12 protein-coding genes and 1 tRNA gene are annotated in these 13,374 nt (G+C 59.2%); 9 read left to right on the top strand and 4 right to left on the bottom strand.

Translation table 11 applies throughout. The features are described 5' to 3' along the window. Positions 1 to 33 precede the first annotated feature (33 nt). The 3 genes from rpsO to CAF87_RS07310 all read left to right on the top strand — a co-directional run bounded on the left by rpsO (position 34) and on the right by CAF87_RS07310 (position 2,807). Positions 34 to 303 (top strand): 30S ribosomal protein S15, encoded by a 270-nt coding sequence (gene rpsO / locus CAF87_RS07300; RefSeq protein ID WP_085698397.1) that lies wholly within the window; start codon positions 34 to 36, stop codon positions 301 to 303. 193 nt (positions 304 to 496) lie between these two features. Continuing rightward, a complete protein-coding gene (gene pnp, locus CAF87_RS07305) occupies positions 497 to 2,602 on the top strand; it encodes a polyribonucleotide nucleotidyltransferase (RefSeq protein WP_007953735.1) in 2,106 nt (701 codons plus the stop codon). Between the two features lie 129 nt (positions 2,603 to 2,731). Then, positions 2,732 to 2,807: transfer RNA gene (locus CAF87_RS07310), tRNA-Thr, on the top strand. A 7-nt stretch (positions 2,808 to 2,814) separates the two neighbouring features. Here the strand turns inward: CAF87_RS07310 and CAF87_RS07315 are convergent. Continuing rightward, on the bottom strand, positions 2,815 to 3,318 hold the full coding sequence (locus tag CAF87_RS07315; RefSeq protein WP_085729551.1) for a hypothetical protein: 504 nt from the start codon (positions 3,316 to 3,318) through the stop codon (positions 2,815 to 2,817). Between the two features lie 276 nt (positions 3,319 to 3,594). Between CAF87_RS07315 and CAF87_RS07320 the strand changes: the two genes are divergently transcribed. Further along, positions 3,595 to 3,894: a DUF6388 family protein gene (locus tag CAF87_RS07320; RefSeq protein ID WP_085729552.1), complete on the top strand. Its 300-nt coding sequence runs from the start codon at positions 3,595 to 3,597 to the stop codon at positions 3,892 to 3,894. A gap of 51 nt (positions 3,895 to 3,945) precedes the next feature. Here the strand turns inward: CAF87_RS07320 and nadC are convergent, their stop codons facing one another. Beyond that, positions 3,946 to 4,794, bottom strand: coding sequence for a carboxylating nicotinate-nucleotide diphosphorylase (gene nadC / locus CAF87_RS07325; RefSeq protein WP_085729553.1), 849 nt, complete (start codon positions 4,792 to 4,794; stop codon positions 3,946 to 3,948). Positions 4,795 to 5,048: 254 nt separating this feature from the next. Between nadC and CAF87_RS07330 the strand changes: the two genes are divergently transcribed. The 5 genes from CAF87_RS07330 to CAF87_RS07350 all read left to right on the top strand — a co-directional run bounded on the left by CAF87_RS07330 (position 5,049) and on the right by CAF87_RS07350 (position 11,435). Beyond that, on the top strand, positions 5,049 to 7,238 hold the full coding sequence (locus CAF87_RS07330; protein ID WP_085729554.1) for a DUF1631 domain-containing protein: 2,190 nt from the start codon (positions 5,049 to 5,051) through the stop codon (positions 7,236 to 7,238). Positions 7,239 to 7,302: 64 nt separating this feature from the next. Next, complete coding sequence (gene ampD, locus CAF87_RS07335; RefSeq protein WP_085729555.1) at positions 7,303 to 7,863, top strand: 1,6-anhydro-N-acetylmuramyl-L-alanine amidase AmpD; 561 nt, start codon at positions 7,303 to 7,305, stop codon at positions 7,861 to 7,863. Then, positions 7,860 to 8,693, top strand: coding sequence for a regulatory signaling modulator protein AmpE (gene ampE / locus CAF87_RS07340; RefSeq protein ID WP_085729556.1), 834 nt, complete (start codon positions 7,860 to 7,862; stop codon positions 8,691 to 8,693). Before ampD ends, ampE begins: the two co-directional genes overlap by 4 nt. Before the next feature lie 168 nt (positions 8,694 to 8,861). After that, the gene (locus tag CAF87_RS07345; protein ID WP_085729557.1) at positions 8,862 to 10,892 is read left to right on the top strand and encodes a methyl-accepting chemotaxis protein; all 2,031 of its coding nucleotides are present in this window, start codon (positions 8,862 to 8,864) and stop codon (positions 10,890 to 10,892) included. A 153-nt stretch (positions 10,893 to 11,045) separates the two neighbouring features. Next, the gene (locus CAF87_RS07350) at positions 11,046 to 11,435 is read left to right on the top strand and encodes a hypothetical protein (RefSeq protein WP_085729558.1); all 390 of its coding nucleotides are present in this window, start codon (positions 11,046 to 11,048) and stop codon (positions 11,433 to 11,435) included. Here the strand turns inward: CAF87_RS07350 and CAF87_RS07355 are convergent, their stop codons facing one another. Next, complete coding sequence (locus CAF87_RS07355) at positions 11,436 to 12,212, bottom strand: TatD family hydrolase (protein WP_085729559.1); 777 nt, start codon at positions 12,210 to 12,212, stop codon at positions 11,436 to 11,438. It lies immediately after the preceding gene. A gap of 3 nt (positions 12,213 to 12,215) precedes the next feature. Further along, positions 12,216 to 13,211 (bottom strand): catabolite repressor/activator, encoded by a 996-nt coding sequence (gene cra / locus CAF87_RS07360; RefSeq protein ID WP_085729560.1) that lies wholly within the window; start codon positions 13,209 to 13,211, stop codon positions 12,216 to 12,218. Positions 13,212 to 13,374: the final 163 nt, after the last annotated feature.

Raw genomic sequence — 13,374 nt, forward strand, 5'->3', positions numbered from 1 at the left:
TTTGTAACGGTTTCCTGATAAAAGGATTGCCTCATGGCTCTCGACGTTCAAGAAAAAGCCCAAATCGTAGCTGACTATCAGCAAGCTGTTGGTGACACTGGTTCGCCAGAAGTGCAAGTCGCACTGCTGACCGCCAACATCAACAAACTGCAAGGTCACTTCAAGGCCAACGGTAAAGACCACCACTCCCGTCGTGGTCTGATCCGCATGGTTAACCAGCGTCGCAAGCTGCTGGACTACCTGAAAGGCAAGGACCTGAGCCGTTACAGCGCTCTGATCGCTCGCCTGGGTCTGCGTCGCTAATCAGCGATTGCGCTAGAGGTTGGTTGTCTGTCGTGCGTCAACGGGTTTCCCGCTGGCGCATGGCAGGCTCCCAGCCTCAAGTTTTATCTGAACTACCGTTTTACCCGGACAATAAGCGGGCCGATTCCCGACGTTGCCCAAGAATTTCGCAAGAAACCAGTTCCCCCAAGAGCCACAAAGAAGGTAGGACACCGTGAACCCGGTAATCAAAAAATTCCAGTTCGGTCAGTCGACCGTTACCCTCGAGACTGGCCGTATCGCCCGTCAGGCCTCCGGCGCAGTATTGGTCACCGTTGACGACGACGTCAGCGTATTGGTGACCGTAGTCGGTGCCAAGCAAGCCGATCCGGGCAAGGGCTTCTTCCCTCTGTCCGTTCACTATCAGGAAAAGACTTACGCTGCCGGCAAGATCCCTGGCGGTTTCTTCAAGCGTGAAGGCCGTCCTTCCGAGAAAGAAACCCTGACTTCCCGACTGATCGACCGTCCGATCCGTCCGCTGTTCCCAGAAGGCTTCATGAACGAAGTGCAGGTTGTCTGCACCGTCGTTTCCACCAGCAAGAAGACCGATCCGGACATCGCTGCGATGATCGGTACCTCGGCTGCCCTGGCGATCTCCGGCATTCCATTCGACGGCCCGATCGGCGCCGCTCGCGTTGCTTTCCACGAAAGCACCGGCTACCTGCTGAACCCGACTTACGAGCAGCAAGCTGCCTCGAGCCTGGACATGGTCGTTGCCGGTACTTCTGACGCCGTGCTGATGGTTGAATCGGAAGCCAAAGAGCTGACCGAAGACCAGATGCTGGGCGCGGTACTGTTTGCTCACGACGAGTTCCAGGTTGTGATCAACGCAGTCAAAGAACTGGCTGCCGAAGCGGCGAAGCCAACCTGGACCTGGGCACCGGCTCCAGAAGCCACCGAGCTGCTGGCTGCCATCCGCTCCGAGTTCGGCGAAGCGATCTCCCAGGCTTACACCATCACCATCAAGGCCGACCGCTATGCGCGTCTGGGCGAGCTGCGTGACCAGGTGGTTGCCAAGTTGTCCGGCGAAGAAGGCCAGCCTTCGGCTTCCGACGTCAAAGCTGCATTCGGCGAAATCGAATACCGCACCGTTCGCGAAAACATCGTTAACGGCAAGCCACGTATCGACGGTCGCGACACCCGCACCGTACGTCCGCTGAACATCGAAGTCGGCGTTCTGCCGAAGACCCACGGTTCGGCACTGTTCACCCGTGGCGAAACCCAGGCTCTGGTAGTCGCGACTCTGGGCACCGCCCGTGACGCACAGCTGCTGGACACCCTGGAAGGCGAGAAAAAAGACCCGTTCATGCTGCACTACAACTTCCCTCCGTTCTCGGTGGGCGAGTGTGGTCGCATGGGTGGCGCCGGTCGTCGCGAAATCGGTCACGGCCGTCTGGCCCGTCGTTCGGTTTCGGCGATGCTGCCTGCTGCCGACGTGTTCCCGTACACCATCCGTGTAGTATCGGAAATCACCGAATCCAACGGTTCGAGCTCGATGGCTTCCGTGTGCGGCGCTTCCCTGGCTCTGATGGACGCTGGTGTTCCGATGAAGGCACCGGTTGCCGGTATCGCCATGGGTCTGGTTAAAGAAGGCGAGAAATTTGCCGTCCTGACCGACATCCTGGGTGACGAAGACCACCTGGGCGACATGGACTTCAAAGTGGCCGGTACCGCCAAAGGTGTTACCGCGCTGCAGATGGACATCAAGATCAAGGGCATCACCGAAGAGATCATGGAAATCGCTCTGGGCCAGGCCCTGGAAGCGCGCCTGAACATCCTCGGCCAGATGAACCAGATCATCGGCCAGTCGCGTACCGAGCTGTCGGCCAACGCTCCGACCATGATCGCGATGAAGATCGACACCGACAAGATCCGTGACGTTATCGGTAAAGGCGGCGCGACCATCCGTGCGATCTGCGAAGAAACCAAGGCTTCGATCGACATTGAAGACGACGGTTCGATCAAGATCTTCGGCGAAACCAAGGAAGCGGCTGAAGCAGCACGTCAGCGCGTTCTGGGTATCACCGCAGAAGCCGAGATCGGCAAGATCTACGTCGGCAAGGTTGAGCGCATCGTCGACTTCGGCGCATTCGTCAACATCCTGCCGGGCAAGGACGGCCTGGTTCATATCTCGATGCTGAGCGACGCTCGCGTAGAGAAAGTGACCGACATCCTGAAAGAAGGTCAGGAAGTGGAAGTGCTGGTACTGGACGTGGACAACCGTGGCCGTATCAAACTGTCCATCAAAGACGTGGCAGCGGCCAAGGCTTCGGGCGTTTAATCACCCCGCCGCTTTAGCACAATAAAAATGCCCCGCCGTGAAAACGGCGGGGCATTTTTTTGTCTGCGAAATATCGAGTCATTCTACGAAGTTGCCGACCTTCAATACCGGTGCTAGGTTTAGCCCACCGCCCGTGTAGCTCAGCCGGTAGAGCAGCGCACTCGTAACGCGAAGGTCGCAGGTTCGATTCCTGTCTCGGGCACCACTTCCCCTTATTTCACCTTGCGGCTCAACTCCTCGACGGTGCGTTTGAGCTGATCCATCGCGCGATCCTGATCGTTGAGCTTCTGCTTCAGGCTGGAGATTTCGCTGTTGTTCGAACTGGAGCTGGAGCCGCTGTTGCGCTTGAGGTCGTCGACCTGACGGCTCAGCGTATCGATCTGACGATCCTGTTCCTTGACCTTGTTCTTCAGATCATCAATCTCTCTGCCGCTGGAGCTTGAGCTGGAACCGCTGCTGCGCTTGAGTTCCTCGATCTGACGCGACTGGTCGTTGACGGTGTCGCGCATCTTTTTCAGTTCTTCGACACCGATACCACTCTTGATCACCACGTCTTTGCCGAAATCGTTGTGAATGGCGGAGATCTGGTCGCCATAGGAGGGGCTGCTGCTACTCAATTCAACGGCCATTGCGCTGGCCGGCAGGGCCAGTGTGCCCAGCAGGGCGGTCAGAGCGGTGGCGGACACAACAGAAGAAATCTTCGAAAAACTGCGCATCACTGGGTTTCCTTGTGAACAGCGAAGGTGAGTGCCGATATGGCACATCGCTACGACTTGGAAATCCGGTTTATGTTCCGCAGGTCAACTTTTTGTGGGAGAGATGTAAAGACCCGTGTAATTCGCTCGCCAAACGTCCTATATTCGCTGTCTGCATGAGCATCGCCCAGCAGTTTTCAGATGATCCCGAATGGTTCCGAAGGCCGGACAATCCGCGTCAGAGAGATCCTTGATGATCCAGATCCATCTTCCATTCTTAAGATCAGCGAGAACGCCATGACTGAATTGACCCAAGAGCAACGCCACGAACAAGCGCTGGAGAAGTACAAACTTGATGCGCCGGAGTTGATGGACGAGATCAAGGACCTGAGTCCCGATGAGCAGAAAGACCAGATCCAATGGGCGTTCGAAGACGAAGCCGAAGCCCAGGGTTTGCAGCCGTGGGAACTGACGCTCAAGTACACCAGCAGCCCTGAAGAGTTCGAGGCCAAGCGCCTGGAGCTGCACAAGGAGGCAGCCGAAGTGCTGGGTGTCGATTGGGAAGAGTACTGCGAGATGAACAATCTGGTGGTCTGAAACAAAAACGCCAGCCTCGAAAGGGCTGGCGTTTTTTAATGCGCGCTCGATTCAGAGGCTCAGACGCATCGACAGGTCCACGGCTTTCACATCCTTGGTCATCGCACCGATCGAGATGTAATCCACCCCGGTTTGGGCAATCGGCAGCAACGTGCTTTCGTTGATGCCGCCGCTGGCTTCCAGCTTCGCCTTGCCGCCGTTCAGGCGTACGGCTTCGCGCATGTCATCGAGGCTCAGTTCGTCGAGCATGATGATGTCGGCGCCGGCCGCCAGCGCTTCCTTCAGTTCATCCAGACTTTCCACTTCAACTTCCACCGGTTTGCCCGGCGCGATCTTGTGCGCGGCGGCAATGGCCTGCGGGATTCCGCCGCTGGCGGCGATGTGGTTTTCCTTGATCAGGAACGCGTCGTACAGACCGATGCGATGGTTATGGCAACCGCCGCAGGTGACCGCATATTTCTGCGCCAGACGCAGGCCCGGCAGGGTCTTGCGGGTGTCTAGCAGTTTCACGTCGGTTTCGGCGACGAAGTCTGCAAGGTATTGCGCGCGGGTGGCCACGCCAGACAGCAATTGCAGAAAGTTCAGGGCGCTACGTTCGCCGGTCAGCAGCGAACGGGCCGGGCCTTCCAGGTGAAACAGCGGCTGGTTCGGTGAAACCCGTTCGCCATCGCGTACCTGCCAGTGCACCGCGACCCGAGGATCGAGCTGACGGAACACCGCGTCGACCCAGGCTGTGCCGCAGATCACGGCAGCGTCACGGGTGATGATGGTGGCTTTGGCCAGGCGTTCGGCCGGGATCAGTTGCGCGGTGATGTCGCCGCTGCCGATGTCTTCGAGCAACGCACGGCGCACGTTGGCTTCGATTTCGGCGGTCAAATCGGCGAGACGTAGATTCGGCATAACGGGCTCCACAAACTAAGTGGCCCGATTATAGGGGCATGGCACCGACCAACCCAAGGCGAGACCTCTCCGTCGACTTGCATCCGGTCGAATTTCTTTGAGCAAACCCGATTCTCGGATGGTCACTTGAAGGTGTCGGCGCCTAGGGGAAACCCTGACGCCTCTGGCGCCGGAGACAACTTTTGCAAGATAATCCGCCTTGCATTTGACGCCATAGCTTTGACGTCGGCAAATCACCGTTTCAGGAGGCTTGGATGCACAACGACGGGAATGTAGTGCCTTTGCACAAGGCCGCTACCGATCAGGCGACTCACTCGCCGCTCGCCCGCCTGCCTGTGATTCTGCTTCAGGTTCGCGACAAGGCTGCACAGCGCCTGCGCAACGGTTTGCAGGAGCTGTTCGATAACGCCGACGACACGCTGTTCGAAATGGCCGACCGGGCGCGCAACGACGTCGAGCAGAACATCTTTTTTGAAGCGATGCGCGACCTGCGCCTCAAGCGCAAGAACATTGAGCGCGGCTTTCTCGAGCAATTCTTCGAGGCCTTTGTCGGCCTCACTCAAGATAATCCCGCACAAAATGTCGTGTCCCACGCATTGCAGTACGAGGACACCACGGCACGCACCGACGACATGGAGCGCAGTGTCGCCATTGAGACCATGGTCGGCCGCGTACTGAATCGCGACGGTTTCGCCCTTGATCAATTGACCGCGCGATTCAATGCGCTGCTCGGCAAATCCCTGGACGATCAACACAACCCGCTGGGCCCGGCGATGCTGTGTGAGTATTTCCTGCAGGCCGGGCGCAATCTGGGCGTGGAGATCAAGGTCAAACTGATCCTGCTCAAACTGTTCGAGCGCTATGTTCTGGCCGATACCGACCAGCTCTTCGCGGAGGCCAATCAACTGTTGGTCGCTACAGGCGTGTTGCCCGAGCTGAAACCGGCACCGGCCCGTCGCGCCAGGGATCATGCTTCGGCCAGCGCACACAGCGAACTCGACGATCTCGATCAATCCCCGGCGGACGCAGGTGTGCAGGAGGTCTTCGCCGCACTCCAGGAACTGTTGATGCACGTGCGCGGCAGCGTCGCGCCGACTCTTGAGCCGAGCGCGGCGACTCAGCCGATTTCCACCCGCGACCTGCTGCGCCTGCTTTCGCATTTACAGCAGTACGTGCCGGCGCTGGCGGGGCAGGAAGACTTCGATCTGCGTAATCAGCTTGAGCAATTGCTGACCCGGGTCAGTGTGAAAAGCGGTAAATCAAGGATCGTCGGTGGCGCCGACGAGGATGTGATCAACCTGGTGGCCATGGTCTTCGACTGTATTCTTGATGACCGAAATCTGCCGGATTCGCTCAAGGCGTTGATCGCCCGGTTGCAGATTCCAATGTTGAAAGTCGCGGTGATCGACAAGAGCTTTTTCAGTCGCAGCAGCCACCCGGCGCGACGTCTGCTCAACGAAATCGCCGAAGCGGCCATGGGCTGGGGTGAATGCGATGGCGATGCGCGCGACAGCCTTTATCTGCGCATCGAGCAAGTAGTGCAGCGTTTGCTGACGGAGTTCGTCGATGATCCGGCGATTTTCTCCGAGTTGCTGGCGGACTTCCTCACCTTTACCAGCGACGAGCGCCGTCGCAGCGAACTGCTTGAGCAGCGTCTGCGTGATGCCGAAGAGGGCCGGGCGAAGACCGAACTGGCCCGCCTGCGTGTCGAACAGGCGTTGAACCAGGCGATGCTCGGCAAAGTCCTGCCGCCGTCGGTGGTGACCTTTGTCCAGGCGGCATGGAGCAAAGTTTTGCTGCTGACGTGCCTCAAACACGGCGATCAGTCCGCCGAATGGCACGCCGACGTGCAGACCATGGAGCAATTGATCTGGAGTGTGCAGCGTCACGAGGATGCCGACTCGGGCCTGCGTCTGCTGTCGCTGGTGCCGGGTCTGCTCAAGTCGTTGCGCGACGGGTTGAGCAGTTCGGCGTTCGATCCATTTGCCACCAGTGAGTTTTTCAGCGCGTTGGAAGCGCTGCACGTTCGATTGCTTCAGCCCTCCGCCGAGCCGGACCAGGCCGAGTCGCCGCCGATGATCCAGGTGTCTCAGGCCATCGTTTTGCAGACCGCCGACGACAATCATCCGGTGTTGGGCCCGGAGCGTCTGCCGGCCGATGACGCGAGCCTGCGTCAGGTTGATCAATTGCGTCTGGGCAGTTGGGTGGCGTTCGAAGAAGATGAAGAACACACCTTGCGCTGCAAACTGGCGGCAATTATCGAGGCGACCGGCAAGTATGTGTTTGTCGACCGTACCGGGATGAAAGTGCAGGAGCGCAATCGCATCGCCCTGGCCATGGAGTTCCGTCGCGGGACGGTACGGGCGCTGGATGACACCTTGCTGTTCGACCGCGCGCTGGAGTCGGTGCTCGGTAACTTGCGACGGCTCAATCGCGGCAAGTGATCGCGCGCCAGGGGCCGATCACGGCATACTGGGCGCCAACACAGTCGGCGTTGAAGGAATCGGTATGCAGTTGGATCCCGCAAGCGGGTGGTGTCACGGGGTACAGGTCTGCCCCTCGCCCAACTTCAATGAACGCCCGGCGGGCGAAGTGTCTCTGTTGGTCATCCACAACATCAGTCTGCCGCCGGCGCAGTTTGCCACCGGCAAGGTGCAGGAATTTTTCCAGAATCGCCTGGATGTCACGGAGCATCCCTATTTTGCAGGGATCGCCGACCTGCGCGTCTCCGCGCATTTCCTGATCGAACGTGACGGCAAGGTCACCCAGTTTGTCTCCTGTCTTGAGCGTGCCTGGCATGCCGGTGTTTCGGTGTTCGACGGACGGGAAACCTGTAACGATTTTTCCGTGGGCATCGAACTCGAAGGCACCGATGATCTGCCGTTCACCGATGCGCAGTATCAGGCCTTGATCGTGCTGACCCGCCATTTGCAAAAAGCGTTTCCGGCGATCACTGTCGAACGCATCTGCGGGCACAGCGACATCGCACCCGGACGCAAGACCGACCCTGGACCCGCATTCGACTGGGCACGCTACCGCGCCGCCCTGGCACAAGAGGAAGGACAATGAGTTTTCTGGTGTTACTGCTGGCGGTATGGATCGAGAAGTTCTCGGCCTTGCGCCACCGGGTTCAACGCGATGGCGGGTGGATCCGCGAACTGCACAAGCTTGAAAGCGGCAATCTGACAAAACGGCCTTGGTTGGTGCTGGTCATACTGGTGCTGCTGCCGGTGGCGTTGCTGGGTTTGCTGCTGGTAGTGCTGGACCCGGTCGCCTACGGCTTGCTGGCCCTGCCGGTGCATCTGCTGGTGGTGATTTACAGTTTGGGTCGCGGTGATTTGCTCGGCGGTCTGGGCCCGTTCCGCGATGCCTGGCGCCGGGAAGACTTGCAGGCCGCTGCCCATGTGGCCAAACGCGATCTGGATATTTGTGCCGAAAGTGGCGAGCAATTGTTGGAACAAGTGCAGCGCCATCTGTTGTGGCAGGCGTACCAGAGCTTCTTTGCAGTGATTTTCTGGTACTTCCTGCTCGGCCCGGTTGCCGCGCTGAGCTATCGCCTGCTGGCGCTGGCTGAAGAAAACGCACAGAACCCGGCACTGGCCGAGCGGGCAGGGCAACTGCGGCACGCGTTCGACTGGGTGCCGGTACGCCTGCTGGCGGCGAGTTTCGCCCTCGTCGGCAACTTTGTTGCGGTCAGCCGGGTCATGCTGCATGAACTGTTGAACTGGAACATCAGCGCCGCGCAATTGATCAACAAGGTCGGCCTGGCTGCCGGGGAAATCCCGCCCGCCGCCGTCGGCCCGGAAGGCATCAATACCCTCGATTGCCTGTGGGAACTGCTGCTGCGTGCTGCCGTGTTGTGGTATGCCGGATTTGCGCTGTGGACGGTGTTGCACTAGCAGTTCTAGCGCCCATCCGCGTGGTGAGGGGGGCAATCCCCCTCGTTAACCTTAAGTTACAAAACCTCCCTTCGATTTGAGCTATACAGAGATAGCGCCCGATAGTGGCTATCTGCTTTCGCCCCGCGCCCGCCAATAAAAACAAGAAAAAACCAAGGGAGACTTCCAGTGAAGAGCTTGCTCTATCCCGCCGTCTCGCTGATGAACCGCTTGAGCTTCGGCATGAAGTTCAGCTTGATCAGCGTGCTGTTCCTGGTACCGATGCTGGTGACCAACTTTTATCTGGTGCGCGATTCCTATCGCGAATTCCAGGGCACCCGGGTGGAGTTGCAAAGCCTCGACCTGCTGGGCAGCAGCCTGACCCTGCGCCGGGATCTGGAAACCCTCAACAATCTGGTGCAGATCAACGTCACCCTTGGCCAGTCGGGCAAGGCCGGCAATGTCGAAGCGCAAATCACCGGGCTGGAAAAAACCGTGCTGGTGCGCCTGCAAGGGCTGACGGCCATGACCGAGGACCCGGAGCAGATCAAGGTCTTCGATGCCAAGCGCGATGAGATGATTACCGCGTTCAAGGCCCAGCAAGTGGAAAGCTCCCTGCAAAGCAAAAGTGCGCTGATCGGCAAGCTGCTCGGCAGCGCACAGATTTTCAGCCAGATCATCGCCAGCCAGGCCGGTCTGAGCCGCGACACCCAGAGCGATATCCGTCAACTCAGCGAACTGGTCACTGCGATCACACCAGCCATCACTCAGACCCTCGGTGAAGGCCGGGCCGTGGGCTCATTCTCGTTGGGGCAGGGTTTTCTCAACAGTTCCTCCAGCACCCGGTTCGATGAGCTGCTGGCACAGATCGAAAAACTCCAGGGCGAGTACGGGCTGAAACTGCAGGATGCACTGGGCTCAAGCAAAGCCGCGCGGGACTCGCTGAGTACCGTGGCCGATGTCAGCAAGGCCTCGCTGAAGCAGGCCAGCGAAATATTCGAAGAGCAAGTGGTGGTCGCCGAGACCCTCGATGCGTCGTGGCAGGCTTTTTATGATCAGGTCACGGGCCTGATGGACCGGACATACCAACTCAACGAAGCCACCCTGAAATTCCTCGATACCCAATTGCAGCAACGTCTGGCGCAGAACCGCACGCACATGGTGTTGCAGGCTGTGGCGCTGTCGGTGGTGTTCGTGCTGATTTTCTACCTCTATGGCGGCTTCTACGCCTCGACCCGCAACACGCTTAAACGCCTGGGCGCGATGATGGACAAGGTCGCCGCCGGGGACATGACGGTCAACTTCGTAGCCCATAGCCGCGATGAACTGGGTGAGCTGGGCGAGGTGTTCAATGGCACGGTGCGCAAGATCCACGACCTGATCGAGCGGGTCGGGCATACCGTCGGCGAAGTCGAGCGTCAGGCCGGGCAAGTGGAAAACGTCTCGGCGCAAAGCAATCAGGCCGTGGCCGGACAGCGCACTCAGATCGAACAAGTGGCTACGGCCATGAACCAGATGTCCGCCACCTCGCTGGAAGTCGCGCGCAGTGCGGCGGCTGCGGTCAGCAGCGCCCACAGCGTCAACGATGAAACCATCAGCGGACGTGGCCTGGTGGAGTCGCAGCAGGGCAGCATCGCAGCACTGGCCAGTGAGATCGATCAGTCGGTGCTGGTGATCAACCAGTTGGCCAGCGATAGCCAGTCGATCAGCCGAGTGCTGGAGGTGATCAAGAGCATTGCCGAGCAGACCAATCTGTTGGCCCTCAACGCGGCGATCGAGGCCGCGCGTGCAGGGGAACAGGGACGAGGTTTTGCGGTAGTGGCGGACGAAGTACGGACCCTGGCCAAACGTACTCAGCAATCGACCGAAGAAATCGAGCAGATGATCGCCAAGCTGCACGGCGGGGTCGGTGCAGCGGTGAAGGCCATGGGCGTTAGCCATCAGATGGCCAATGGCACCGTCGGGCAGTCGGAAAAGGTCCAGCAGGCCTTGGAAAACATCCTCGGTGCGGTAGGCATGATCGTCGATCAGAACCAGCAGATTGCCGCTGCCGTGGAGCAGCAGACCGCTGTCGCCCATGACATCGACCAGAACATCGTCGAGATCAACCGTGCCGGTGAGCGCACGGCCGAAGGGGCCTATCAGACCGAAAACGCCAGTCGGGCACTGTCGGCGCAGGTGGTTGAGTTGAAACAGTTGATCAGCGCCTTCCGGGTTTAATCAGCCTGCCTCTCCGGAGGCAGGTTTGTCGGAATAATTTGTAGTACTTATTTGCTTACTTTTGTAAGCAATTTCCTGATTTCCTCCGGGCTCTGATTTTTCGTCTTCAATGGATCAAGATCACATCAACTGACCGTTTGGAGGAGGCCACACATGTCTGTTGCAACCCTGGGAGTCCAGGGCCGCTGTGCCCATTGCCAGACCACGCTGCTGCTCAAACCCTGGCAACTGAATGCCATTGCGATCAATGAACCGTTCACCTGTGCCCACTGCCAGAAGGCCCTGGAGCTGCGTTGCCCGAAACAGATCAGACGTTTCAGATCCCTCGATTCGCTGGGCCTGTTGCGCTTCAGCGCATCGTTGACAGTGTGTACCGCGTTGCTGGTGGCGCTGGTGATGGAATGGATCGGGCTGCTCAACGTGACCGAACAGTTGAATGCCTCATTGATCGTGATTTTCGTGTACTTCGCGCTGATGCGTTTTGTTCACCACCGTCAGCACATGACCCTGACGCTCGATGCGGTGAAGGCCCACGGCGAATGACTACCAGCCGAATACTTCGCAGCAATTGACGGTGCTTGCCTCGGCGAGCTCCTTTGCACTGACGCACATCAATCCCGCAAGCACCGTACAGATCGCCGGCAGATGTGCCGGTGTATTGCGTACGCCGGGGTACATGGCGGGCGCCATGTCCGGTGAGTCGGTTTCAAGCACCACCGAACTCAGTGGCAAGTCAGCCAGCACCCGATGCATTCGCAAGGCCTGGGGCCAGGTCGGAGCACCGCCGAGACCCAGTTTGAAACCGAGCTTGATGTATTCCCGCGCCTCTTCACGACTGCCGGCGAAGGCATGGATGATGCCCCCGCGCTTGAGCTTGAAGCGCTTGAGCGTGGCAATCACCGCCGCATGACTGCGCCGCACATGAATCAACGCCGGTAACTCGAAATCCGCTGCCATTTGCAGTTGTGCGTCGAACAGCGCTTGCTGGCGTTCGCGGTCGAGTGTTTCGATGAAGTAATCCAGTCCGATTTCGCCGACAGCGCACAGTTGCCGATGACCGCGCAGCCGCGTCAGCCAATCGCCCAGAGCAGGCAGGTCTTCAGGCCGATGCTGATCGAGATACACCGGGTGCAAGCCAAAAGTGGCGTACAACTCGGGATCGCTTTGCACCAGATCCCACACTCGTTGCCAGTTGCCCTCATACACCCCCAGCACCACCATCCGCCGCACCCCGAGGGCGCGGCTTTCAGCCAGTAACGCCGCACGGTCGGCGTCGAAGTCGGGAAAGTCCAGGTGGGTGTGGCTGTCGATCAGCTCCACGGCTCAGTCCCGGTGAATACGTTGCTTGAAGGTGCGGGCGATGGCCTGCACGCCAGGCTGGTAGTCCGATTGCTCGACCGCCGCCAGCGCGAGTGCCAGCGCCTTGTCGGCGATCAACTGGTGTTGCTGGGCCATGGCGTTGACCGGCAGCGGCAGGAAGTCCAGCAACTGGGTGTCACCAAACGTGCCGAGGCGCAGTGGGCGGTTTTTCAGCGGGAAGTCATGCAGCGCATCGAATACACCCTGCAACAGCACGTAGGACGTGGTGACCAGCGCATCCGGCAAATGCCCGAGGCGTTGCAGGAGTTCTTCCATCAATTGCTTGCCGCACTCGCGGCTGAAGGACTCGGCGTGCTCGATCAGCACTTCGCCCTTGAAGCCGGCGAGGGCCTGTTTGAACCCGGCGGTACGTTCCTGGCTGATGCTCAGTTCGGGACGGGCGCCCAGCAGCACGATCTGTTTCGGTTGCGGGTCGAGCAGGCTTTCGGTCAGATGCAGACTGGCTTCGCGGTCATCGCTGACCACCGAGCAGAAATGCTCGGGGTCCATCACCCGGTCGATGGCAATGATCGGCAAACCCTTGGCCTGCAACTGGCGATAGCTGTCGTCACCGGCCGGCAGGCAACTGGCGACGATCAACGCATCGCAGCGCCGGGCGCGGAACAGTTGCAGCAGTTGCCGTTCGCTGTCCGGCGCATCGTCGGAACTGGCGATCAACAACTGATAACCGCGTTCCCGCGCACCTTGCTCCAGCAATTTGGCGATCCGCGCGTAACTGGGGTTTTCCAGGTCCGGCAGGATGAAGCCAAGGGTCCGGGTGTGTCGACTGCGCAACCCGGCCGCTTGTGGATTGGGAGTAAAGCCGTGCTGATCGACGATCGCCCGCACTCGCTCGACGGTCGCATTGCTGATGCGTTGCTGTTCGGCCTTGCCGTTGATGACGTAGCTGGCGGTGGTCACGGACACTCCGGCCAACCGCGCGATATCACTGAGTTTCAACCCGGGATTTCCTTGTTTTTTCGAGCTTGCCGCCACATTTTCGCCAATCCTACCCGATTCAGGCAGGCGACCATTGTCGCAGCGCATCCGACAAGTTGGACTTCAAGGATGAGACATTATCGAGTAACGTGCCGATCAATCTAGATTAAACGTTTCAGCAAGC

Source organism: Pseudomonas sp. R38(2017) (assembly GCF_002112395.1).
Classification (GTDB): domain Bacteria; phylum Pseudomonadota; class Gammaproteobacteria; order Pseudomonadales; family Pseudomonadaceae; genus Aquipseudomonas.

Bases quoted from the DNA above. Each gene is read 5' to 3' on its own strand.
- ampE (WP_085729556.1), top strand. From the start codon at position 7,860: ATGAGTTTTCTGGTGTTACTGCTGGCGGTATGGATCGAGAAGTTCTCG.
- CAF87_RS07350 (WP_085729558.1), top strand. From the start codon at position 11,046: ATGTCTGTTGCAACCCTGGGAGTCCAGGGCCGCTGTGCCCATTGCCAG.
- nadC (WP_085729553.1), bottom strand. From the start codon at position 4,794: ATGCCGAATCTACGTCTCGCCGATTTGACCGCCGAAATCGAAGCCAAC.
- CAF87_RS07320 (WP_085729552.1), top strand. From the start codon at position 3,595: ATGACTGAATTGACCCAAGAGCAACGCCACGAACAAGCGCTGGAGAAG.
- ampD (WP_085729555.1), top strand. From the start codon at position 7,303: ATGCAGTTGGATCCCGCAAGCGGGTGGTGTCACGGGGTACAGGTCTGC.
- rpsO (WP_085698397.1), top strand. From the start codon at position 34: ATGGCTCTCGACGTTCAAGAAAAAGCCCAAATCGTAGCTGACTATCAG.
- CAF87_RS07330 (WP_085729554.1), top strand. From the start codon at position 5,049: ATGCACAACGACGGGAATGTAGTGCCTTTGCACAAGGCCGCTACCGAT.
- CAF87_RS07315 (WP_085729551.1), bottom strand. From the start codon at position 3,318: ATGCGCAGTTTTTCGAAGATTTCTTCTGTTGTGTCCGCCACCGCTCTG.